The sequence below is a fragment of the Lactiplantibacillus sp. 3062 genome, assembly GCF_055413545.1.
In genome coordinates, this window is sequence record NZ_JBVAYE010000011.1 from 24,127 (window position 1) to 47,532 (window position 23,406).

Sequence of the window (23,406 nt, forward strand, 5' to 3'; positions counted from 1 at the left end):
AGGTGAAACTTTTATGAGCATTAAATCTGAAGAAATCAGTGCTCTAATCAAACAACAATTAGAAAGTTATCAAACTGAGCTCTCAGTTGCTGAAACCGGTACTGTCACCTACGTTGGTGATGGGATCGCCCGTGCTCACGGACTCGACAACGCCTTACAAGGTGAATTACTCGAATTCAGTAACGGAGTTTACGGGATGGTACAAAACCTCGAAAGCAACGATGTTGGTATCGTTGTTTTAGGGGATTTTGATGGTATTCGTGAAGGCGATACTGTTAAGCGGACTGGCCGCATCATGGAAGTTCCAGTCGGTGACGCCATGATTGGCCGGGTCGTTAACCCATTAGGTCAACCAGTTGACGGTTTAGGTGAGATTAAGACCACGAATACGCGGCCAATCGAACATAAAGCTCCTGGTATTATGCAACGGCAATCAGTTAGCGAACCACTTCAAACTGGGATCAAGGCCATTGATGCCTTAGTTCCAATTGGTCGGGGCCAACGTGAATTGATTATCGGTGACCGTAAGACTGGGAAGACGTCCGTTGCCATTGATGCCATTTTGAACCAAAAGGACCAAGACATGATTTGTGTCTACGTTGCAATCGGTCAAAAGGACTCAACTGTACGGGCCCAAGTTGAAACGTTGAAGAAGTTAGGTGCGATGGACTACACAATAGTTGTAACTGCCGGACCTGCTGAACCAGCGCCATTACTGTACTTAGCTCCTTATGCTGGGGCAGCGATGGGTGAAGAATTTATGATGAACGGCAAGCACGTTTTGATCGTCTATGATGACCTTTCAAAGCAAGCAACGGCTTACCGTGAACTTTCCTTGATCCTCCGTCGTCCTCCAGGTCGTGAAGCTTATCCTGGGGATGTCTTCTACTTGCACTCACGGTTACTCGAACGGGCTGCCAAGTTGAGCGATGAATTGGGTGGCGGTTCAATGACGGCCTTACCAATTATCGAAACGCAAGCTGGGGATATTTCGGCTTATATTCCAACTAACGTTATTTCAATCACCGATGGGCAAATCTTCTTGGATAGTGATTCATTCTATTCAGGTGTGCGGCCAGCGATTGATGCCGGGGCCTCTGTTTCCCGGGTTGGTGGGGATGCGCAAATTAAAGCGATGAAGTCCGTTGCTGGGACCTTGCGTCTTGACTTGGCTTCTTATCGTGAATTGGAATCCTTCTCACAATTCGGTTCTGACTTGGATGCTGCAACCCAAGCAAAATTAAATCGTGGGCAACGGATCGTTGAAGTCTTAAAACAACCTGTTCATTCACCATTGAAGGTCGAAGAACAAGTAATGATTTTATATGCTTTGACCAACGGTTATTTGGATAAAGTGGCAGTTGATGATATTGCCCGTTACCAAAGTGAATTGTTTGAATTTATTCATGCTAGTCATCAGGACCTCTTTGATACGATTTTGGCAACCAAGAAGTTACCAGAAGCTGATAAGATGAATGGGGCCTTAGATGCGTTTGCAGAACAATTCCAGCCAACCGCTGCCGCTGCGAAGTAGTTATGGCTGAAAAGGATGGTGAGTAGTGCATGGCAGAATCATTAATGGATGTCAAGCGCCGAATTGACTCAACAAAGAAGACTCATCAAATTACGTCGGCAATGCAAATGGTCTCAACTTCAAAATTGAACCAGATTCAAAAGCATACCAGCACGTATCAGGTGTACGCTTCTAAAGTTGAAAGCATCGTTTCACATCTTGCCAAAGCTCATCTGATGTCAGCAAGTGCCGGTGTTGCTAACAGTAATTCGAATACGATTTCAGTTAGTGAATTGCTCGCGCAACGCCCCGTTAAAAAGACTGGTTTATTGGTAATCACTTCGGACCGTGGCCTCGTTGGTAGTTACAACAGTAACGTGTTGAAACAGACTAACGATTTCATGCGGACGCACAAGGTTGATGCCGATAACGCAGTCGTTTTGGCGGTTGGTGGCACTGGTGCGGATTTCTATAAAAAGAACGGGTTAAACGTGGCTTATGAGTACCGCGGCGTCTCTGATGTCCCAACTTTTAAAGAGGTTCGTGAAATCGTTAAGACAGTCACATCAATGTACCACAACGAAGTCTTTGATGAACTTTACGTCTTCTACAACCACTTTATTAATCGGCTCTCTTCTGGTTTTCGGGCCGTTAAGATGTTACCGATCTCCGAAGAGACCTTTGAACAAAGTGAGTCAGATAATCGTAAAGCCAAGGATAGCCGGGTAGATGTCGGTCCCGAGTATGAAATGGAACCGTCAGAAGAAGCCATTTTGTCGGCCGTGTTGCCACAATATGCTGAAAGCTTGGTTTATGGTGCAATCTTGGATGCCAAGACTGCTGAACATGCTTCGTCGTCAACCGCGATGAAGGCTGCATCAGATAACGCTGGCGATTTAATCGATAAATTAAATCTGAAATATAACCGCGCACGTCAAGCTGCTATTACCACTGAAATCACTGAAATCACTGGTGGTTTGGTTGCGCAAGAATAACGAAGTGGGAGGAATTAACGACTAATGAGTACAGGTAAAGTTGTACAAGTTATTGGACCCGTTGTTGACGTTGAATTCTCTCTAAACGATAAGTTACCCGATATTAATAACGCCTTGATCATTCAAAAGGACAACGATGACACTTTAACGGTGGAAGTATCGTTGGAATTAGGTGATGGGGTTGTTCGGACCGTCGCGATGGATGGTACGGATGGCTTGCGCCGGGGAATGACAGTTGAAGACACTGGTTCTTCAATTACTGTTCCCGTTGGTAAAGAGACGTTAGGCCGGGTCTTCAACGTTTTAGGGGAAACCATTGATGGTGGTCCAGAATTCGGTCCAGACGCAGAACGTAACCCGATTCATCGGGATGCGCCTAAATATGATGAATTAACGACCAGTACTGAAGTATTGGAAACTGGAATTAAAGTTATTGACCTCTTAGCACCTTATGTTCGTGGTGGTAAGATTGGGTTGTTCGGTGGTGCCGGTGTTGGTAAAACTGTTTTAATCCAGGAATTAATTCATAACATTGCCCAAGAACATAACGGGATTTCCGTGTTTACCGGTGTTGGTGAACGGACGCGTGAAGGGAATGACCTTTACTTCGAAATGAAGGCTTCCGGCGTTTTGAAGAATACCGCCATGGTTTATGGTCAAATGAACGAACCACCTGGTGCCCGGATGCGGGTGGCCTTGACCGGTTTGACGATTGCGGAATACTTCCGTGATGTTCAAGGTCAAGACGTGTTGTTATTCATCGACAATATCTTCCGGTTCACGCAAGCTGGTTCTGAAGTTTCCGCCTTACTTGGTCGGATTCCTTCAGCCGTTGGTTACCAACCAACCTTAGCCACTGAAATGGGTCAATTACAAGAACGGATCACTTCTACCAAGAAGGGGTCAGTTACTTCGATTCAAGCCGTTTATGTACCTGCCGATGATTATACCGACCCGGCACCTGCAACGACTTTCGCCCATTTGGATGCGACGACCAACTTGGAACGTTCTTTGACGGAACAAGGGATCTACCCAGCCGTTGACCCATTAGCTTCTTCTTCAATCGCTCTGGACCCATCAATCGTGGGCGAAGAACATTATCAAGTTGCAACGGAAGTTCAACGGGTCTTGCAACGTTATCGTGAATTGCAAGATATTATCTCGATTTTAGGGATGGATGAATTATCTGACGAAGAAAAGACAACTGTTGCGCGTGCACGGCGTATTCAATTCTTCTTGTCACAAAACTTCTTCGTTGCCGAAAACTTTACGGGCCAACCTGGTTCGTATGTGCCAATCAACGATACCATCAAGGGCTTCAAAGAAATTCTTGAAGGTAAATATGATGACCTACCAGAAGACGCATTCCGTCAAGTTGGTAAGATCGACGACGTGGTCGAAAAAGCGAAATCGATGGTAACTGATTAGGAGGGGTTTACATGGCTGACAATGCAAAATCATTAACCGTTAGCATCGTAACTCCAGACGGTCAGGTCTATGAGAATAAGACGCCAATGTTGATCGTGCGAACGATTGACGGCGAACTCGGAATTTTGCCGAACCATATTCCTGTGATTGCATCGCTTGCAATCGATGAGGTTCGGATCAAGCAACTTGAAAGTGATCAGGAAGATGACGAAATTGCCGTTAATGGTGGTTTTGTTGAGTTCAGTAATAATACGGCAACGATTGTTGCCGATAGTGCTGAACGTCAGAATGACATTGACGTTGCTCGAGCTGAAAATGCACGGAAACGCGCTGAAACACGGATTCAAAATGCCCAACAAAAGCACGATGATGCTGAGTTGGCGCGGGCCCAAGTCGCTTTGCGGCGTGCCATGAACCGTTTGAATGTTGCTCGGCATTAACAACTTAAAATTCTGAAAAGCATCTGCAATTATTTGCGGGTGCTTTTTTTGTGCGGTTCAGTTAAGCCGCGATGCACAAGTTAGTCAAACTTACCGCGGTGAGTCGTACCCGTTACTGTCCAGTTTTAAGCTTGCACGGTTCAAAGCCGATTGGAACCGTGGGTTGATCAAGGGCCAAGCACTGGCTTACTAATGGCGATATCGCGTTGTTAACTAGAAGAATCGGTCTGATTCGAATATTTTTCGCCAATATTGCATCAGTATCTGGCAGAGCAGTAATTAAGACGTGGATCGCGACTTAAATGGGTGATCATCACGTTCCGACAATTGGCAGCAATTCCAAAGGTCGGCATAGGAAACATGAACAACTAAGTTTACAGCGAACTTAAACGTTTCAGCGGCCAATTTTGTCGCGACGTTGAAATGTTTTGTCCAGTCGGCGCGGATGTTCGTGAACTAGATTTTACTAATCGATTGAGCGTATTAGGGGCATTGCGATAAGTGGAATGGTAGAATGCAACTTATAGTGAGATTACAATAAAGAAAACGATTACAAACGAACGATACTGCTAATCAATATGGGTATGGCTTGTCAAATAATTGCACGACGGACTTCTAATTAGTTAACTAATCATAAGTATTTAATATTTGTGTTGAAATTGTAACGAAAATGTAAAATGTAATATTTATCCACTAGTGTTCTATGGTATGATGATTAGGAACCGATTTGAACCTGCATGCTGCTATTGGCACGTTGCCATGGTGTGTCCAGGTTGTTTTGATGGTTGAGCTGGTGTTTGGATTGCACACCGCGCGTTGCCGATTTGCTTAGTACAGCGGTGAACAGTGGAATTTGGGCAGGTGCGAGGCATCTGATCCAATCGGGTTCTTTTAGTAAGTGTGCTTTTTACGCAATCCGAAATCTCACGTAACTTGTTTGTTGATTATCGTTTAGTGATGGAGGGTTTATCCATGGAGGAAATTGTAGTTCATGGCGGTCAACGTTTGACAGGAAATGTCCATATTGAGGGCGCTAAAAATGCCGTGTTACCAATCTTAGCCGCAAGCTTGTTGGCTAGTTCTGGTCAGACACATTTATCAAATGTACCAGTGTTATCAGACGTTTTTACAATGAACAACGTCTTGAAATTTTTGAATACTAAAATTGATTTTGATGAAATTAATAAAACAATTGATATTGACGCTAGTCGTCAATTATCATCCGAAGCACCATTTCAATACGTATCCAAAATGCGTGCTTCAATCGTGGTCATGGGACCACTATTAGCACGATTAGGCCATGCGAAAGTCGCGATGCCAGGTGGCTGTGCGATTGGTTCACGACCAATCGATTTACACTTAAAGGGGCTGAACGCGCTTGGTGCTGAAATCGAACGCCACGATGGCTATGTTGAAGCAACCGCGAACCAGTTACACGGAGCGGCCATTTACTTAGATTTTCCAAGTGTTGGGGCAACGCAGAACATAATGATGGCGGCAACACTTGCAGATGGCATCACGACGATGGAAAACGTCGCTCGTGAACCTGAAATTGTGGACCTAGCGAACTATTTGAATCAGATGGGTGCTAAGGTTACCGGGGCCGGTACTGAAACGATCCGCATTGAAGGGGTTAAAGCGATGCATGGCTGTGACCATAGTATCGTTCAGGATCGGATTGAAGCTGGGACATTCATGGTCGCTGCTGCGGTGACTCAGGGAAACGTCTTGGTTGAGGATGCTATTGCCGAACATAATAAGCCATTGATCTCGAAGATGCGTGAGATGGGCGTCACAGTAACGGAAGAACCGGCTGGTATTCGGGTCATTGGTCCAGAAATCTTGAAGCCAACCTCCGTTAAGACGATGCCCCATCCGGGTTTCCCAACGGATATGCAACCACAAATGACAATTTTGCAGTTGTGTGCGCAGGGCACTAGTTTATTAACTGAAACGGTTTTTGAGAATCGCTTCATGCATCTTGATGAGTTACGGCGAATGAACGCCGACTTCAAAGTTGAAGGGCGCTCCGTCATTATGTATGGTCCCACTGACTTTAACGGGGCCCAGGTCACTGCGACGGATCTTCGGGCAGCTGCAGCGTTAGTAATCGCTGGACTGGTCAGTCGGGGTTACACTGAAGTGACTAATTTGAAGTATCTTGATCGGGGCTACTTTAACTTCCATGGTAAGCTGGCTAAATTAGGTGCTGAGATTAAACGAGTTGATGTTCCCGATGGCACCGTTTATGCGTTGAATCCTGATTTTGCGAACGAAGCTGCGGAATAAATCGAAATAAATGCTTACAAAACCTTCAAAGTGCGATAAACTCGTTTTTGAAGGCTTTTTTGTGGCGAAGCGGGGTAACCCGGCGCCAACATTCAGGAGGACAGCTTATGTTTATTAATATTATCGACAAACACATTTCATTGAAACCAACTGAAGTGGCTGACGCGGAGCCGCTTTTCGACTTAGTTGATCATAATCGCGACCATTTGAAGTTATGGATGCCGTGGGTTGATGCGACGGCGACCGTGCAAGACGAGCGTCATTTTATCGAATCAATGTTGACCAAGCAGGCTCATGGACAGGTGTTTATCACCACCATCATTGTGGATGGCGAAGTCGCTGGGATGCTAGACTTGCATAATATTAGTGCCATTAATCACAACGGTGAGATTGGCTACTGGCTGGGCCAGAAATATACTGGTCGTGGCGTCATGACTAAAGCGCTCGAACGATTAGAAGAAATTGCTTTTACGGAGCTTGATCTGCACAAGGTCATCTTAGGTGCAGACGTTGCCAACCAGGCAAGTCGGGCTGTTGCTGAGCGACGCCAATATCATTTGGATGCGACCCTGCCAGAAAATATCTTGTTAAATGGTCAATATCGTGATGAAGCAATTTATTCGCTGACGGTCGATGAGTGGTCGAAACGACAGGATGATTAGGCACAGCCAATTGATTGGTAGTGACAAATGAACGAGTGGCTAGGACAGCCGTCAGTTCTCATCAACTGTAGAGTATGGTATAATGATTAGTCGTATAATTGTATGTTTGAGAGGAGCAAAAACATGGCTTTAGATATTGGTATTGACTTAGGTACTGCCAATGTTTTAATTTACGTATCGGGTAAGGGCATCGTCCTTAACGAACCATCCGTGGTCGCTATCGATACGAACACGAATCAAGTGTTGGCAGTCGGGTCCGAAGCCTACCAAATGGTTGGAAAGACGCCTAGTAACATTCGGGCAATTCGACCATTAAAAGACGGAGTAATTTCGGATTTTGATGTCACCGAAGAAATGCTGTCCTATTTTATTAAAAAATTAAATGTCCGTGGCATTATGTCGCGGCCAAGTATCATGATCTGTACCCCAACGAACACTACTGAAATTGAACGCAAGGCAATCTTGCAAGCTGCTGAAAAATCTGGCGGTAACAAGGTTTACTTGGAAGTTGAACCAAAAGTGGCGGCTATTGGCGCAGGGATGGATATTTTCCAACCACGTGGGAATATGGTCATTGACATTGGTGGTGGGACTAGTGATATCGCTGTCCTATCATTAGGTGACATTGTGGCAAGTAGTTCGTTACGAATGGCCGGCGACCGGATGAATCAGGACATCGTGAACTACGTCAAAGATCAACATCACTTGTTGATCGGTGAACGCAGTGCAGAACAAGTTAAGATTCAAATCGCACAAGTTTTCAAGCAGGACGGCGATGATGATAAGGTCACCCAAGTTCGTGGTCGAGATACTGTGACGGGGATGCCGCGCTCAATTGACATTGACTCCAATCAAGTTGAAGAAGCTATTCACGAAACGCTGATGCAGATCGTTAGCACGGCCCATCACGTGATGGAAACTTTACCACCAGAAATTGCGGCCGATATTATTGACCGTGGAATTACGTTGACTGGTGGTGGCGCACTGTTGAGTGGCCTCGATCAATTGATCAGTGAAAACTTAAAGGTGCCCGTAATGGTTGCCGAACACCCATTGAACAACGTTGCTCAGGGGGCTGGAATTTTACTTGAACATATGCAGAAAACTGCTAAGAACAAGAAATAAATTACGATGCGACGGTTATTAATGAAAGGCATCCGCTTTTATCAGCGGGCCTTTTCTGCGTTTAGTCCGGCTCATTGTCGCTATTATCCAACCTGTTCTAATTACACGTTAGAAGCGATCGATCGGTTTGGCGCAGTTAAAGGCGTTCTAATGGGAGTTGCACGTATCTTACGTTGTCAGCCCTTAGTTAAGGGCGGCTTTGATCCGGTACCAGCCCATTTTTCATTGCGTCGTAATCCGCAATACAAGGAGGAAGACCACCGTGGCAAGAAAAGATAAGGCGATTTCGGTCACTTTAAACGAAACTAAGGTCAACGGTCAACCAGTTACCGAAGTTTTGATCGGTAAACAAGTGATTGGACAAGTGACTCAAGTCGGTGAACGATTTGAAGCTGAAATGGTTAGTGACAACCAACCATTTGCGCATACCAAATCTTTTGATGAGAGTCTGCAAGAGATCTTGTCGGCTTACCATCTACACAAAGGCTAATTTTTAGTAAACCTTCAACCTGGTTCCGAGAATTCGGCACCAGGTTGTTGTATAATAAAAACTATCTTAAAGTACAAAATGATATTGTGAATAGGGTTAGTCTGACGCGTGCGGTGGGCTAATCCCAACAGGTTAGGAGCGTTATTTGTGGCAGAAGAATCTAGACTCCGCAGTCAAGACGAGGATTCAAGAATTGACTGGGGTATCATATTTTCAGTGATGATGCTAGGATTGATCGGGCTGGCGTCGATTTATGTCGCCGCAGTGCACGACTCTAGTTCAGTAAACGTCACGAAGCAGGTGATTTCTCAAGTCATGTGGTTCGTGATTGGGACCGCGATTGCCGTAATTGTGATGCAATTTGATTCGGAACAGTTATGGCGAGTGGCACCGATTGCCTATTGGTTTGGGATCTTCCTGCTTGCGGCCGTTTTGGTCTTGTACAGTAGATCACTGTTTGCGAGCACTGGGGCTAAAAGTTGGTTCGCAGTTGGTTCCTTGACGTTGCAACCGTCTGAAGTCATGAAGCCCGCCTTCATCTTGATGCTTGGACGAGTCGTGACAATGCATAACACGGAGCACCCAACACATACGATGGCGAGCGATTGGCAACTCATTGGGAAGTTAATTGCGTACATGGTGCCAGTTGCTATCCTTTTGAAGTTACAGAATGACTTTGGGACGATGCTGGTGTTCTTCGCGATTCTTGGGGGCGTTATCTTAGTTTCTGGGATTTCGTGGCGATTATTGGCACCGACGTTTGCCATTGTGGCGGCGATTGCGGGGACTGCGTTATATCTCGTGATCTCGCAGAGTGGTCGCCATATTTTGGAAGCTATCGGTTTTAAGCAATACCAATTTGCGCGGATCGATACGTGGTTGAATCCGTCGACGGACACGTCTAACAATGCTTATCAAGTTTGGCAGAGTATGAAAGCGATTGGTTCAGGTCAGATTACTGGGCGGGGATTTAACGTTTCCCACGTGACTGTTCCTGTGCGTGAATCTGATATGATTTTCTCGGTAATTGGTGAAAACTTTGGCTTTATCGGTTGTGCCGTGGTCATTTTATTGTATTTCTTATTGATTTACCAGATGATCCGAGTGACGTTTGATACGAAGAACGAATTCTACGCTTACATTTCAACCGGGGTCATTATGATGATTCTCTTCCACGTGTTCGAAAATATTGGGATGAGTATCGGACTGTTACCAATGACTGGGATTCCCTTGCCGTTTATTAGTCAAGGGGGTTCGGCGTTGATTGCCAATATGGCTGGGATAGGTTTAATGATGTCGATGCGATATCATTACAAGTCCTACATGTTCAGTCGTAACGACCGGTTTGAATAGTAAAATTATTGTAAAGGTATGGTGTTTAGTATGAGTGAAGATGCAGCTTATTTTTGGACAAAAGACGTTGATGGACATACGCGGTTAGGTTTAACTAAGGCCGCCCATGAGGCTCTTGGTGAAGTGAAATATGCTGAGTTACCAGCTATCGGTGACAAGGTCAGTCAGAACAGCGCTTTTCTGAGCGTTGAAGCGACCAAAGCCGTTTCTGAATTCAACTGTCCAATCAATGGGACCGTGGTTGCGGTCAACCCGGCGTTGAGTGAGAACTTCGATGCGTTAAATAGCGTTGAAGACGGCGTTGCTTGGTTAATCGACGTGGACTAATTGCCAGGCCTTGACAATTAGAAACAGGCTCGGTATACTCGTTACATTAACAATTGATTAAAAAAGTTATCATTTTGAAAAGATGAGTACGCGGTTATGATTACTTAGAGAGTCCCTGATTGGTGAAAGGGGATTAATCGTGAAGCTGAAGATGGTCTTGAAGTAATGAAGTTTAGTGAGCAGTCGCAAGCTAAGCTTGGGTCGCACCCATTATCATGCGGAGTTCAAAGTAACTCTTGAGACAACTGGCGTGAGCTAGTTGTGAAGATGGGTGGTACCACGAGGCTAAGCTTCTCGTCCTATTGATGATTATTGTCGTAATTGTCTGGGATGAGGAGCTTTTTTTGATGCGTAAGGAGGAATTGACTTGATTGAATTTAAAGATGTGACGAAAACCTTTGATGCTAAGCAAGGGGCGGTTCACGCCGTTCAAGATGTTAATTTAAAAATCGAAGATGGTCACATTTATGGCATTGTTGGCTATTCGGGTGCTGGTAAAAGTACTCTGGTACGGATGCTGAATGGCTTAGAGACACCCACTAGTGGGTCAGTTGTGATTGATGATGTCAATATTACAACGTTGAGCGGGGCCAAGTTACGCGCCCAACGTCAAAAGATCGGCATGATTTTTCAACATTTTAATCTATTATGGTCGCGGACCGTTTTGGAGAACATTATGTTTCCACTTGAAATTGCTGGTCTGTCCAAGGTGGATGCCCGTAAGAAAGCCGAACACTTAGCAGACTTGGTTGGGTTGGCCGGTCGGGAAACGGCTTATCCGTCAGAATTATCAGGTGGTCAGAAGCAACGGGTCGGGATTGCCCGGGCACTTGCGAATGATCCTCAGATTTTACTTTCTGATGAAGCCACTAGTGCCCTAGACCCGCAGACAACTGATGAAGTGTTGGATCTGTTGTTATCGATCAACCAGAAGCTCCATTTGACGATCGTATTGATTACGCATGAGATGCACGTGATTCGCAAGATTGCTGATCATGTCGCGGTGATGGAAGCTGGTAAAATCATCGAACAAGGACCAGTACTTGAAGTCTTCAAGCGACCACAGCAGGCTGTGACTAAGCGGTTTGTTAATGAAGAGGTCACGCCGTCGCTGAATGACACAACGGTGGTCGTGGACCAGCTGCTGGCGAAATATCCAAAGGGAACCATCGTACAACTGACGTTCCATGGCGATCAAGCCCAGCTACCGATTGTTTCAGAGATGTTGAAGAAGTATCCGTTAGATTTAAATATTATTGAGGGTGGGATTCACCAAACCCAAGAAGGGGCGATTGGTTCGCTGTACTTACAACTAACGGGTGATCAGGAACAGATTAAGGGCGCTCTAGCGTACCTACAAACGATGCGGGTGGAAACGGAGGTCTTGAACCGTGAATGATCAAGGATTAGATTCATATTTTAAATTTGCAAATGTCGATTGGGGTAGCATGATGTCGGCCACGTGGGAAACAATTTGGTTGACGATTGTGTCGATGGTCGTAGTTGCCATTCTCGGAATCGCCTTAGGTCTGTTACTTTATGAGACGGCGGGGAGTCAGAATCCGCTGGCTAAGGCCTTGAATTGGATTGTTGCGCTGTTCGTCAACGTTTTCCGGTCGATTCCTTTCATTATTTTGATCGTGCTATTATTGCCGGTAACGTCTAAGTTAGTTGGAACGATTATCGGACCGCGCGCGGCCTTACCATCACTGATTATTTCTGCTGCGCCATTCTATGCGCGGATGGTTGAATTGGCCTTCCATGAATTGGATCATGGAGTGATTGAGGCCGCTGAATCAATGGGGGCGACCCGGTGGCAGATTATTCGAAAGGTCCTATTGCCAGAAAGCATGCCGGCATTAGTTTCTGGAATCACGGTCACGACGATTTCATTAATTGGCTACACCGCGATGGCAGGAGCCATTGGTGCTGGTGGTCTGGGTAATTTGGCCTACCAAGACGGGTTTCAGTCCAATAACAACGCCATCACATTAGTGGCGACGGTAATCATTGTGATTATCGTGTTTATCTTCCAATTTATCGGGGATATTGCAGTTCGGCATATTGATAAACGGGTTAATTAAAGTTCGTATAGGAGGAAACGGAATTATGAAAAAAAAGGGAATTCTAGGATTATTAGCAGTTGCGGCAACGGCAATTTTGTTAGTCGGTTGTGGGAAGTCATCGTCAACAAAGACAACAACCATTACTGTAGGGGCTTCTTCAGTGCCACACGCACAAATCTTGAAGCACGTGCAGCCAGAATTGAAAAAGGAAGGCGTTAACTTGAAGATCAAAGTCTTTCAAGATTACGTCTTACCTAATAAGGCATTGGCTTCGACAGAATTAGATGCCAACTACTTCCAACACATCCCATTCTTGGATAACTGGAATAAGGAAAATAATGGGAGCCTCGTATCAGCGGGGAAGGTTCACTTGGAACCAATCGGTGTTTATTCCAAGAAAGTTAAGAGTCTAAAAGACTTGAAAGACGGCGCAACCGTTCTGGTCAGCAGCAACGTGGCTGACTATGGTCGGGTCCTGACGTTATTTAAGGATGCGGGTTTAATTACTTTGAAAAAAGGGACAGATTTAACTTCAGCAACTTTTAATGACATTAAGACCAACAAACGTCATTTGAAGTTTAAACATTCATACGAAGCTAAGTTAATGCCAACATTCTACAAAAATAACGAGGGTGACGCGGTCGTTATTAACGCGAACTACGCGGTTCAAGCTGGGTTGAATCCTAAGAAGGATGCGATTGCACTTGAAAAATCAGATTCACCATATGCCAACATTGTGGCTGTTCGTAAGGGTGATAAGAACAAGCCAGCTATTAAGAAACTAATGAAAGCTTTACGTTCTAAGAGCACCCAGAAATGGATTGAAAAGAAGTACAAGGGTGCCATCCTGCCAGTTTCGGCCGACTAAACGGACCATCTTAAATCAGAATATTGATTGATTGAGCTAGCTTCAGGGATTCCCTGAGGCTAGCTTTTTTCACGGAGTTTGACTACGGTAACTTTCCGAAGCGGGTTAATGAAAATGCACGTTTGATATTATCTAAGTAGTACTATTGATTAAATTCTTATGAGACAGCGTCCTGCTTGACTTTATAGCGGTTGCAAGGTACGCTAACCAAGTTAAATAAACTACAGATTGGGGTTTGCAGCATGCGTAAATATGGTGTGATCGGGTTAGGCCAAGTCGGTGCGACAGTGGCTTATACGTTGGTTCAACAAGGAACCGTTGATGAATTAGTTTTAATCGATAAGAATGAGGCCTTGGCCAAGGCGCAAAAACTCGATTTAGACGACGCGTCACCTCGTCTAAGCTCAACCACTAAGATTATTTTAAACGATTATTCAGCTTTGGCCGATGCCGAAGTGTTGATCGTGGCTTCTGGCAATATTGGTGCCATTGATATGAATAGTTCCAAGGGTCGCTTTGGTGAGTATGATTTAAACCAAGCGATTGTACGGGAGATCGCGCCCAAGATTGTGGCATCTGGCTTCAAGGGTATTTTGATCGATATTATGAATCCGTGTGACGTCATGACGGATTATTTACAACGAATGACAGGTTTTCCACGGCAACGGGTTTTTGGTACGGGGACCTTCTTAGATACGGCGCGGATGCAAAAGTATGTCGGACAAGCAGCTGGTACGAATGGTAAAAATGTTGCGGGGTACGTATATGGCGAACACGGCAACTCACAATTTGTAGCTTGGTCAACGGTTAGCGTCAATGGGCAGCCTATCAAAAATTTCCCAGGTCTGAACCTTGATCAACTTGAAGAAGATGCAAGGCAAGGGGCATTTGCAGTCATGGCGGGTAAGCATTATACAAACTTTGCGATTGCTACTTGTGGTGTCCGATTGGCAGAAGCTGTCAGTGCGGATGCACAACTGGCTTGCCCAGTTTCAGCTTTTGATCCGCAATATGGGACATACGTTGGCATGCCTGCTGTGATTGGTAAAAACGGGATTGAATCATTAATTCAACTAGATCTGACCACTGATGAACGAGCGTCGTTAGCAGCGTCAGCGAAGTTTATCAAGTCGCAAGTGGACGTTTTACCGCAAGCATAAGCTTTTTCTAAACATGGATTGAAACATCTTGTCATTAAACGTGGCCTAATCAGGGTGTGCGGTGTGGACTTGGGTATTGGCTCAGGTTGGCTTCGTGACGTCTATAATTAGGTCACGTTTTATGATTGAATGGTTCTTTTGGGCAGACAGGCGCTGACATGCTAAAATAGAAGGTAAATTCGAGATTACGAGGTCATTATGCAAGCAGAGAAATTGATGCAGGTTAAGGATGCAGTGTTAAAGTTAAGACAACAACTTCGAGCGGGACAAATCTATCAGTCACTGCCCAGTCGAATGGCAACGCTGATTAAGCAGTTACCGAGTACCGTGACAACCACGGTAACGATTCCGAGCGACGAAGAGGTGCTTCCACTGATTGCAACACTTCATGAGCAGTTGAAGAAAGGCACGTTGACCGCGATGAGCGACGATCAAATCAAATTATTGATGGCACACGTTGGTTCGCTGAATCCGCTGGTTCGTGATCAAGGCGTCTACTATTTGTTAAACGAGGCATTACAGCAGCAGGTACTCACACCGGAACAGTTGGGCGATATTTTTGATCAGTTGATTCAAGATCAGATGTTATTTGCACACATCGATGAGCCGCAAAATGATGCCATTTATCAGCGGTCATTTGCGATACTATTACTGTCAGTGCTCTTGTATGCGGACCATGCGGGTCTCAAGTTTATGACACCCGCGCGGCTGGATCTAGTTGTTGAGCAAATGACAGTCTACATTTTACTCGAAAAGGATACTCGGGGGTTTGTGGGCACCACCGGTTGGGCGCATGCGTACACGCATATTGGCAATATCTTAGATGAACTGGCAGATGAGTCTCAACTCGCACGTGCGGATAAATTATTACTGTTGGCCGCATTGATTGCTCGTTATCAAAAGTTAACAACGCCGTTGATTTTTGGCGAGCCAGAACGACTATCGACTTATTTGACCTTGATTACAAACAAACATGAGCTTTATTGTGATTATTTGTTAACTGCGATGAAGGACTGGCATCAGCAGTTGATGATGCATACTCGTCCGGCTAGTGAAGCTGAATGGACGCAGATTTTCAATCGTAATCGATTATTGGAAGCACTTGCATTACACGATGATCTGCCAACGGCCGTCGTAGATTATTTGGATGATGAATTAGAATTTTTAGGTTAGTTTTGGAAGGAAGTCTTTTGAATGCAGGCAAAAGCAGTTGGATTAACGCAAGGGTTGCCAGTGAGCGATCCGAATAGTTTACAAGATGTCACCATTAATGTAAATCAACCTCGTGGCCGTGATATCTTAGTAGCCGTCTTAGCAACCGCAGTCAATCCAATCGATACGAAGCAGCGGCAAGGTCAATCGCCAGTGACAACGCCGCGAATACTAGGTTTTGATGCCGTTGCTAAAGTGTTGGCGGTCGGTGAAGCAGTGACAACGATTATGACAGATGATGTCGTTTATTATGCTGGCGCCGTCGATCGGCCGGGGAGTGATGCTCAGTATCAATTGGTTGATGAACGGTTAGTTGCGTGTGCCCCGAAAACGTGGTCGCCGGCGCAGTCAGCTGGTCTGCCGCTAACGACACTGACAGCTTGGGAAGCATTGTTTGAAAAATTACCATTCACTGCAGCGGCTGACGCGAATCTTGGTCAGAGCGTCCTTATCATCAATGGTGCTGGTGGGGTTGGCTCGATGGCCATCCAGTTGGCAAAGTGGGCGGGTCTTCAAGTTATTACGACGACTGGTAAGCCAGAAACCACTGAATGGGTTAAGCGGTTAGGTGCTGATATCGTCTTAGATTACCATCAAGATCTGGGATCGCAATTAGCTGCGGCCGGTTTGCAGGCTGTCGATCATGCGATACTATTACACTCTACGGATCAATACTTGCCATTAGTGACACCGCTAGTCCGGCCACTTGGCACGATCGTCGCCGTAGTGACAAATCAGCACCCCTTGCCAATGGCGTTACTAAAGCCGAAAAGTTTGAATTTTGCTTGGGAGTTTATGTTTACGAAGGCTAACTATCAGTTGCCATCGATGGCGACGCAGGGGAGTATTCTGGCACAGGTAGCGCAACTGGCCGATGCCGGGGTGATTGTACCGACGACCAAGCGGACTTTAGCTGGAATTAATGCAGCAAATTTGCGAACTGCGCACACAATCGTAGAGACGGGGCAAATGTTGGGTAAGATTGTCTTGACTGCGCCATTTGACGCGTAAAAAACAACGTTTTATTGTAAAAATGTTTTCAATTGTGCTCAGATATTGTAGAATTAACTAAGCCGTAGTATGAAATAAACCTTGATAGGATGAACAAAATTATGGAGACACAAAAAAAGATCCATGTTGGTATGTTGTTTGGTGGTAACTCTTCAGAACATGATGTTTCGAAGCGTTCAGCGCACAACATTTATGATGCCATGGACAAGAATAAGTACGAGATTGACTTGTTTTTAATCACGAAGAACGGGATTGTCTTGAGTGATGCTGCAACTCGGCGCGTATTTGATGGTGAACCAGAAGATCAAGTCGTCGCCGAAGAAATGCCAAAGTTGGACATGAGTGATCCATTAGCTCCCATCAAGAACCTGACACTGGCCAAAGATATTGATATCTTCTATCCAGTGGTTCATGGTAACTTAGGGGAAGATGGTACTTTACAAGGGCTGTTCAAGTTATTGAAAAAGCCGTATGTTGGTAGTGGTGTCTTAGCGTCGGCAGCTAGTTTTGATAAGGATATTACGAAGCAGATTTTAACGCATCATCATATTCAAAACACCAAGTACGTGGTGGTTACACCGGAAAACCGGGACCAAATGACGTACGCTTATTTACAAGTCCACGTGGGTGATCATTTATTCATTAAGCCAGCCAATCAAGGATCGTCGATTGGGATTCATAAAGCTGAGAATGAACAAGAATACTTGGATGGTTTGGCCGATGCGTTCAAATATGACTACAAGATTTTAGTTGAAGAATCGATTGACAATCCGCGTGAAGTGGAATGCTCGATCTTAGGCAATGAAAATCCTAAGGCATCTAAGCTTGGTGCCATTGATGTGCCGAAGACGGACACGTTCTACGACTATAATAATAAGTTCGTGGATGCGAGTGGTGTGACGTTCGAATTACCAGTCGAATTACCAGCTGATTTGACGAAACGGATTCAACAGATGTCGCTAGACGCGTTTAAAGCGCTTGGTCTAAAAGGAATGGCACGCGTTGATTTCTTAGTGTCTGAAGATGGTGAACCATACTTGGGTGAAATCAATACGTTACCTGGTTTTACTAACATTAGTTTATATCCAAAGCTATGGGAAGTTTCGGGCATTAGTTATACGGCGTTGATCGATCAATTGATCCAACTTGGTTTTGATGAATTCAAACGTCAATCTGATATTCACTATGATTTCGTTGCGTTAGACGCGGAATAAGATAGTAATGAGTTTTGTGGTGGTTGGGATGAAGCGATTCATCACGGCCGCCTTTTTTTGTGAGGAGGGGTCAGGTTGTTAAGTCGCGGATGGCACTTAGTGATGCAGGGAGCGCGCCAACTGGCTGGACCGCTAGCCTGCTGGTGGTTGGCCGGCATATTGCTGGCGGTACTCGCTAAGGTGCTCGGGATTCTGGTCGGTGGGGTAGTCAGCTTGCTAGGCTTGTTGCTTTTGAGTGCCTGGTTACCAGCCATGGTCGCTCGTAGTAATCATGAGTCGTGGCAGGCCGGTCAATTTTTGTATCGCTGGGTGCTGTTAATGTTTACGGCGGTGTGGTGGTTACCACTCGGTTGGTTAGGCTATTTAGCAACTTTACAAGCGAGCATACAATTGCCAGCGACTGTTCAAAATATAATCTTTAATACGCGTTATGACTGGCTTCCTGTGGCGGGACCACTTTGGCTGTTGGGCTGGCTGATTAACTGGAAGTGGTTACCAGCACTCCAACGCCAATTGACCGCTCCGACCAGCTGGCGTAATTATTGGCGAACGGGTTGGCGGATTTCCTGGTGGACAGTCTTTAAAAAAAGTCGAAATGTGTGGCTGTTCCTGATTAGCTGGCTCGTTATGGCAATCATTGGTGGTGGCATAGTGTGGGCTAGTGGCGCTGTTAGCCAGCTGGTCAGTCAATTTGTTGCAGTTTTCATGATGACTGTGTTGCAACTGCTGGCTTGGTTAATGTTTATGGGATGGTGGTCGCGCCTTTGGCCAGAAACAGCAATCGCCGGTCACTCTAACTGGCAAACTGGGCTACTTACGTTGACCGGTTTGCTAGTCTTGGGTGGTTACGCAGGCTGGTGGCTAGGAACGCCACCAACGGCGCCGCTAGCAATTATTGCACATCGGGGTGTTAATGGTCGTGACGGTGTCCAAAATACCACAGCGGCGCTTAAAAGGACTGTAAAGCAAGTTCAGCCTGATATGGTCGAAATGGATATCCAGCCGACAGCGGATCGCCACTGGGTCGTCATGCATGATCCAACGCTGAAAGCTTTAGCGGGTCAACCCGGTCCCGTTCATGAGTACCCCGTTGATAAGTTGAGTGGATTACCACTACGGGAGCATGGTCAAAAAGGCTACTTGAGTACGTTTAAGCAGTACTTTGCGGTGGCACACAAATTACAGCAACCTTTATTAGTCGAAATCAAGTCAGTTGGGACGGCTGATCAACTAATGGGGATTTTTGCCGACAACTATGCACAACGACTGATACAACAAAAAGGGGCGGTACACTCTTTGGACTATCGTGTGATTGAACGATTACATCAACGGGCGGCGCAACTACCGGTTGGCTTCATAACGCCGTTTTATCTGACGGATTTTTCTAATTCCGTCGCGGGATTTTATTCTTTACAAGCACTGACCGCGACCCGTGAGCAGATCAGTGCGGCCCACCGCCAACATCGGATCGTCTACTTCTGGACTGTTGATCGGCCGCTTGCAATGCAGCGACTGACGGCCATGGGGGCTGACGGGCTGATCACAAATCGACCGGGCCAACTACGAAGATTACAGGGTCAATCTAAGCATTATTATTTTTATCAATTGATAAATTGGTTAGTTAGTTGGTTATAAACTACTGAAAGAAGTATGAGAACTAATCTTAATTATTAAGCCACGTCAACCGATTAATTGAGGGTGTCATGACAATTGATGTTTGCTGTTAATAAGGTTAATTCGCTCCCCTTTAAATCGCTTTCAGTAGTTCTCACTTTTAATGAACAAGTCCTTGATTAGGGTGGTTAACGAACTGTAAGCCTGGATAATTAATAAATGACCTTCGGCCGATATCATGGTATAAACTTAATATTAAATAAGAATTACGCGTATTTCTTGCTAAAATTCCGTTATGTGAATATAATTATATGCGTAATTGGTATTGTCCAATTGGTTAGTGCTCAATTATTCGAACGGATTAACGAGGATTGATTAGGTGTCACGATACCCTTGTTCATTTAGTGGGGGCAGCAAGGGGAGTTACAAAATGAGTTTGGTTTAAGGCAATCAATGAAGAGGGGTTAAGCATGAGAATATTAGGAGAAAAAGTGCGGCAGTTCAGAAAGCGGAAGGGCATGTCGCAGAAGGAACTGGCTGATGGGATTTGTACTCAGGCAACGATTAGTCTAATCGAGAAAAAAAGTAAAATTCCAAGTATGAAGATTATGATGAAAATTTGTAATCGATTAGGAATTCGTTTATCGGAAGTCATTATTGAAAATGACGACCAGTTATATCGGACCTTCAAAAAAATTGATACTTTGATTCGACATACACAACTGGAAGAGGCTCAGGATGTGTTCCAGCATATCCGTCCGAAGCAGTTACGTAGTAATACGGATAAGAAACAGTATTATTACTATGAGGGCTATCTTCAATTAGTGCTCAATGACAATGCTGACGAAGCCATCTTTAACTTTGGGATGTTGCTTAATCAGTTCGTCAAGTCTAGTCACGATATGTTTGCCATCCTGGCCACACTTGGAACCGGCTTAGCTTATGAACGTAAGCAGGCCTATGACAAGGCTGAAATTTTTGTCAAACAGGCAGTTGCTACCTTACACACAATGGATGCGCAAGCAATGCCGATGGGTGACGACGATTACTTACAAAATGAAATTTTGATTTACGCCTCAGCCGCACAATTGTATGCTAAGATCAATTTTCCAGAGGAAGCTTTGGAGTTGATCGACTTGGCACTCAAGAAGGCTCAGGAGAGTCAGTCACTTTATTTATTAGACCGTTTGTATGCACAAAAGGCGGCCAATGAAGTTGTTTTAAATAATGTCCAGTCAGCGCATGATCACTATTACGTGGCGTATGCGTTAAGTCTGGTGACACATAACAGTAGTTTGACCGAAAAAATCACGAAAGAAATGGCCGAGTACCATATTGCACCCTTGCAAGTGGCTAACGACGCTTAGATAACGTGATAGGACAGTTAGCGGTGAACGGCCGCGCTTAATGGGAGATATTGCGGTTCCCATTAGGCACGGCACACCGCTGACTGTCCTATTTTTAATACCGGGGGAAATGTGAAGATGAGTTGTCAAAACTGTGGTTACCAAAATTCACCGCATGCCGTGACTTGCCTAAAATGTGGTCATCGTCTAACGCCAGTGAATGGTGATGTCAATCAGCAAAGCCGAGTCCAGCGGCGGCGTCAACAATCACGGCGGACAACTTTTTCGAGTCGCTTTAGGCCACAAACACTCCTTGGGGTATTAATTGCGGGGTTACTATTGCTGGGTGGCGGCTATATCGTGGGACAACTATTGTGGTCGTCTACGACATCGGCAACTGCCGAGTCGGCAGGTAAAAGCCAGGTGCATAAGCCGGCTGCCAGCGATTCTGACGCACCGATGAAGGCAACACAGACATTTCCGACTACGACAGTTACTGATCTGGTTGCGCAAGCAACGAATGGGTTGGCTGGTCAAACTTCGGTAGCGGTGATGCCATTAACGGGTAGCCAGACCGTGGTTTTGAATAATCGAGCGCAACGTGCTGGCAGTTTGATCACGTTATTTATTATGGTCACTGCCTTTGATCAGGTCCATCAAAATAATTGGCGCATGCAGGATCGTTATACCCTGCGTGCTGCCGATAAAGTTGGTGGAACCGGGACGTTGCACACATTACCAGCTGGAAGCCAGTTGACGTATGCTGAAATCACGAAACGCATGATTACGGAGAGTGATAATACGGCTGCTAATATCATGTTGGATCGTGTTGGCGGCTTCTCGGCGGTCAACACGGAAATTGCACAGTTGGGTCTGACTGATACAAAAATGGCTCGGCGGTTAATGGATACTGCCGCACTAAAGGCCGGGCATGATAACGATACTTCGGTTCGGGATGTGGCAACGGTGCTGAAACGACTGGCGAACCTGCGTTTGATCTCGAACAAAGCCGATCACGCGATGTTAACGATTTTGAAGGCGAACACGGATCACAGTAAGTTGGTCAAAAATCTGCCAACACGCGCGACGATCTATAACAAAACTGGGGACTATCAAGCATACGGTGTTCAAAATGATGCGGCCATCGTTCAGAATCGTCAGGGAACTTTTATCATGACGATGATGACTGCTAGTGGGGAACGTACCGCGCAAACGGTCGCGATGAATGATCTTGGTCAGGCGCTTTACCGGGCAATTTTAGAGCAGTAAGTGGTATGATTTTGGCAAATAGTAAAAAATCGGCCAGTGAGGTAAGTAACTTCACTGAGCCGATTTTTATTGTACGTGTATCAAAAGATTACTTTTTCTTTGGTTTAGGAGCTGGCTTATTTTCCAAGTCAGTCCGGACAACGAGAACGTCACAAACAGCCATCCGAGTGACATATTCGGTGACTGACCCGATCAATAAGCGTTCAACCGCGTTGAGACCAGTTGCGCCAATCATAATTAAATCGATGCCCATATCCTTAGGAACGTCGCGCGCAATAATCGTCTTAGGTGCGCCATATTCAATCGAATAATCCACGTTATCTAAGCCGTCCGCCTTAGCTTCTGCAACGTACTTGTCCAACGTTTTTTGAGCAGTATCGGTCACTTGTTCAACCATGGTCGTATCAAAACTAGAAATGTTTTGGAAAGCACGGGTATCAACCACGTGGACCATGTGAACTGAGGCGTTAGGTCCGTTCCGTTTCGCGACGGCAACCGCCTTTTTAAATGCTAATTCCGCTTCATAAGAACCATCAACAGGAACTAAAATGTGTTGGTATTGTTGTAACATCATTCTCACCCCTCATTACTTTATAACTATATTGTAAAGGTTTTCGCAAAAAATAAAAAGCGTTTTCTATGAGATTTGCATGAAACTCACTAAAATTAGTGCAATTGCCATCATAATCAGTGAACCGCTAGCCAGTACAATGGCAATTAGCATTGTCGCTTGAACAAAGATGGTCACGAAACAGGCGATGGTAACTAGTAACATTAAGCCGCCACCATAGCGTGCGACGTGTTTGATTGTCGGCGCTTTGTTCGGGTCAAAAAAGAGAAATGGTCGGGACTGGTGCGTCAGCAGATAATAACTGAGCCAACCCGCAATGAGCGTGTATATGACAAGCAGTAATGTAATCAAAATGAACCTCCAACAGGTGATGTTAATCTTATTTTAGTTGATTCCGGAAGAGAAGACAAATGCAATGCTAGCTAAAGATAAGCGATTAGTACTAGTAGTTCA

Annotated in this window: 23 protein-coding genes; 21 read left to right on the forward strand and 2 right to left on the reverse strand. The window is 45.3% G+C overall.

Annotated elements, in window-relative coordinates:
• Window positions 1–13: 13 nt before the first annotated feature.
• The 21 genes from atpA to ACWQAU_RS12950 all read left to right on the forward strand — a co-directional run bounded on the left by atpA (window position 14) and on the right by ACWQAU_RS12950 (window position 22,382).
• A complete protein-coding gene (gene atpA, locus ACWQAU_RS12850) occupies window positions 14–1,534 on the forward strand; it encodes a F0F1 ATP synthase subunit alpha (RefSeq protein WP_003641441.1) in 1,521 nt (506 codons plus the stop codon).
• A 29-nt stretch (window positions 1,535–1,563) separates the two neighbouring features.
• Window positions 1,564–2,508, forward strand: a complete 945-nt coding sequence (locus tag ACWQAU_RS12855) for a F0F1 ATP synthase subunit gamma (RefSeq protein ID WP_003641442.1) — start codon at window positions 1,564–1,566, stop codon at window positions 2,506–2,508.
• Window positions 2,509–2,532: 24 nt separating this feature from the next.
• Entirely contained in the window at window positions 2,533–3,936 is a 1,404-nt protein-coding gene (gene atpD / locus ACWQAU_RS12860; protein WP_003641443.1) for a F0F1 ATP synthase subunit beta, read from the forward strand.
• Between the two features lie 11 nt (window positions 3,937–3,947).
• Window positions 3,948–4,376: a F0F1 ATP synthase subunit epsilon gene (locus ACWQAU_RS12865; RefSeq protein ID WP_003641444.1), complete on the forward strand. Its 429-nt coding sequence runs from the start codon at window positions 3,948–3,950 to the stop codon at window positions 4,374–4,376.
• 972 nt (window positions 4,377–5,348) lie between these two features.
• Window positions 5,349–6,665, forward strand: coding sequence for a UDP-N-acetylglucosamine 1-carboxyvinyltransferase (murA, locus tag ACWQAU_RS12870; RefSeq protein WP_003644659.1), 1,317 nt, complete (start codon window positions 5,349–5,351; stop codon window positions 6,663–6,665).
• Window positions 6,666–6,772: 107 nt separating this feature from the next.
• Complete coding sequence (locus ACWQAU_RS12875; RefSeq protein ID WP_003641446.1) at window positions 6,773–7,327, forward strand: GNAT family N-acetyltransferase; 555 nt, start codon at window positions 6,773–6,775, stop codon at window positions 7,325–7,327.
• Window positions 7,328–7,450: 123 nt separating this feature from the next.
• Window positions 7,451–8,452 carry a rod shape-determining protein gene (gene mreB, locus ACWQAU_RS12880; protein ID WP_003644658.1) on the forward strand — a complete coding sequence of 334 codons (1,002 nt, stop codon included), beginning with the start codon at window positions 7,451–7,453 and terminating at the stop codon, window positions 8,450–8,452.
• Between the two features lie 6 nt (window positions 8,453–8,458).
• Complete coding sequence (gene yidD, locus ACWQAU_RS12885) at window positions 8,459–8,731, forward strand: membrane protein insertion efficiency factor YidD (protein ID WP_003644657.1); 273 nt, start codon at window positions 8,459–8,461, stop codon at window positions 8,729–8,731.
• Window positions 8,715–8,942, forward strand: coding sequence for a DUF2969 domain-containing protein (locus ACWQAU_RS12890; protein WP_003641449.1), 228 nt, complete (start codon window positions 8,715–8,717; stop codon window positions 8,940–8,942). Before yidD ends, ACWQAU_RS12890 begins: the two co-directional genes overlap by 17 nt.
• A 147-nt stretch (window positions 8,943–9,089) precedes the next feature.
• Complete coding sequence (locus ACWQAU_RS12895; protein WP_003644656.1) at window positions 9,090–10,295, forward strand: FtsW/RodA/SpoVE family cell cycle protein; 1,206 nt, start codon at window positions 9,090–9,092, stop codon at window positions 10,293–10,295.
• Window positions 10,296–10,325: 30 nt separating this feature from the next.
• Entirely contained in the window at window positions 10,326–10,622 is a 297-nt protein-coding gene (locus tag ACWQAU_RS12900) for a glycine cleavage system H family protein (RefSeq protein ID WP_003644655.1), read from the forward strand.
• 367 nt (window positions 10,623–10,989) lie between these two features.
• Window positions 10,990–12,021, forward strand: a complete 1,032-nt coding sequence (locus ACWQAU_RS12905) for a methionine ABC transporter ATP-binding protein (protein WP_027821942.1) — start codon at window positions 10,990–10,992, stop codon at window positions 12,019–12,021.
• Window positions 12,014–12,706: a methionine ABC transporter permease gene (locus ACWQAU_RS12910; RefSeq protein ID WP_003641453.1), complete on the forward strand. Its 693-nt coding sequence runs from the start codon at window positions 12,014–12,016 to the stop codon at window positions 12,704–12,706. The genes ACWQAU_RS12905 and ACWQAU_RS12910 overlap by 8 nt, the downstream gene beginning before the upstream one ends.
• 25 nt (window positions 12,707–12,731) lie before the next feature.
• Window positions 12,732–13,556, forward strand: a complete 825-nt coding sequence (locus ACWQAU_RS12915; RefSeq protein WP_027821943.1) for a MetQ/NlpA family ABC transporter substrate-binding protein — start codon at window positions 12,732–12,734, stop codon at window positions 13,554–13,556.
• A gap of 242 nt (window positions 13,557–13,798) precedes the next feature.
• Window positions 13,799–14,716: an L-lactate dehydrogenase gene (locus tag ACWQAU_RS12920; RefSeq protein ID WP_003641455.1), complete on the forward strand. Its 918-nt coding sequence runs from the start codon at window positions 13,799–13,801 to the stop codon at window positions 14,714–14,716.
• Window positions 14,717–14,914: 198 nt separating this feature from the next.
• A complete protein-coding gene (locus ACWQAU_RS12925; RefSeq protein WP_003645413.1) occupies window positions 14,915–15,889 on the forward strand; it encodes a DUF2785 domain-containing protein in 975 nt (324 codons plus the stop codon).
• 21 nt (window positions 15,890–15,910) lie between these two features.
• Complete coding sequence (locus ACWQAU_RS12930) at window positions 15,911–16,939, forward strand: zinc-binding alcohol dehydrogenase family protein (protein ID WP_003641457.1); 1,029 nt, start codon at window positions 15,911–15,913, stop codon at window positions 16,937–16,939.
• 101 nt (window positions 16,940–17,040) lie between these two features.
• The gene (locus ACWQAU_RS12935; protein WP_021357478.1) at window positions 17,041–18,153 is read left to right on the forward strand and encodes a D-alanine--D-alanine ligase family protein; all 1,113 of its coding nucleotides are present in this window, start codon (window positions 17,041–17,043) and stop codon (window positions 18,151–18,153) included.
• A 75-nt stretch (window positions 18,154–18,228) separates the two neighbouring features.
• The gene (locus ACWQAU_RS12940; protein WP_027821945.1) at window positions 18,229–19,788 is read left to right on the forward strand and encodes a glycerophosphodiester phosphodiesterase; all 1,560 of its coding nucleotides are present in this window, start codon (window positions 18,229–18,231) and stop codon (window positions 19,786–19,788) included.
• A 449-nt stretch (window positions 19,789–20,237) separates the two neighbouring features.
• A complete protein-coding gene (locus ACWQAU_RS12945; RefSeq protein WP_003641460.1) occupies window positions 20,238–21,134 on the forward strand; it encodes a helix-turn-helix transcriptional regulator in 897 nt (298 codons plus the stop codon).
• A gap of 117 nt (window positions 21,135–21,251) precedes the next feature.
• On the forward strand, window positions 21,252–22,382 hold the full coding sequence (locus tag ACWQAU_RS12950) for a serine hydrolase (RefSeq protein ID WP_003645410.1): 1,131 nt from the start codon (window positions 21,252–21,254) through the stop codon (window positions 22,380–22,382).
• Window positions 22,383–22,470: 88 nt separating this feature from the next.
• Here the strand turns inward: ACWQAU_RS12950 and ACWQAU_RS12955 are convergent, their stop codons facing one another.
• Window positions 22,471–22,953, reverse strand: a complete 483-nt coding sequence (locus ACWQAU_RS12955) for a universal stress protein (protein WP_003644650.1) — start codon at window positions 22,951–22,953, stop codon at window positions 22,471–22,473.
• Between the two features lie 66 nt (window positions 22,954–23,019).
• Window positions 23,020–23,304, reverse strand: coding sequence for a hypothetical protein (locus ACWQAU_RS12960; RefSeq protein ID WP_003641462.1), 285 nt, complete (start codon window positions 23,302–23,304; stop codon window positions 23,020–23,022).
• Window positions 23,305–23,406: the final 102 nt, after the last annotated feature.

Coding starts and splice junctions, on each gene's coding strand:
- atpD (WP_003641443.1), top strand. CDS start 2,533: ATGAGTACAGGTAAAGTTGTACAAGTTATTGGACCCGTTGTTGACGTT.
- ACWQAU_RS12950 (WP_003645410.1), top strand. CDS start 21,252: ATGAGTTGTCAAAACTGTGGTTACCAAAATTCACCGCATGCCGTGACT.
- ACWQAU_RS12935 (WP_021357478.1), top strand. CDS start 17,041: ATGGAGACACAAAAAAAGATCCATGTTGGTATGTTGTTTGGTGGTAAC.
- ACWQAU_RS12865 (WP_003641444.1), top strand. CDS start 3,948: ATGGCTGACAATGCAAAATCATTAACCGTTAGCATCGTAACTCCAGAC.
- ACWQAU_RS12875 (WP_003641446.1), top strand. CDS start 6,773: ATGTTTATTAATATTATCGACAAACACATTTCATTGAAACCAACTGAA.
- mreB (WP_003644658.1), top strand. CDS start 7,451: ATGGCTTTAGATATTGGTATTGACTTAGGTACTGCCAATGTTTTAATT.
- yidD (WP_003644657.1), top strand. CDS start 8,459: ATGCGACGGTTATTAATGAAAGGCATCCGCTTTTATCAGCGGGCCTTT.
- ACWQAU_RS12945 (WP_003641460.1), top strand. CDS start 20,238: ATGAGAATATTAGGAGAAAAAGTGCGGCAGTTCAGAAAGCGGAAGGGC.
- ACWQAU_RS12915 (WP_027821943.1), top strand. CDS start 12,732: ATGAAAAAAAAGGGAATTCTAGGATTATTAGCAGTTGCGGCAACGGCA.
- ACWQAU_RS12900 (WP_003644655.1), top strand. CDS start 10,326: ATGAGTGAAGATGCAGCTTATTTTTGGACAAAAGACGTTGATGGACAT.
- atpA (WP_003641441.1), top strand. CDS start 14: ATGAGCATTAAATCTGAAGAAATCAGTGCTCTAATCAAACAACAATTA.
- ACWQAU_RS12925 (WP_003645413.1), top strand. CDS start 14,915: ATGCAAGCAGAGAAATTGATGCAGGTTAAGGATGCAGTGTTAAAGTTA.
- ACWQAU_RS12920 (WP_003641455.1), top strand. CDS start 13,799: ATGCGTAAATATGGTGTGATCGGGTTAGGCCAAGTCGGTGCGACAGTG.
- ACWQAU_RS12930 (WP_003641457.1), top strand. CDS start 15,911: ATGCAGGCAAAAGCAGTTGGATTAACGCAAGGGTTGCCAGTGAGCGAT.
- ACWQAU_RS12955 (WP_003644650.1), bottom strand. CDS start 22,953: ATGTTACAACAATACCAACACATTTTAGTTCCTGTTGATGGTTCTTAT.
- murA (WP_003644659.1), top strand. CDS start 5,349: ATGGAGGAAATTGTAGTTCATGGCGGTCAACGTTTGACAGGAAATGTC.
- ACWQAU_RS12855 (WP_003641442.1), top strand. CDS start 1,564: ATGGCAGAATCATTAATGGATGTCAAGCGCCGAATTGACTCAACAAAG.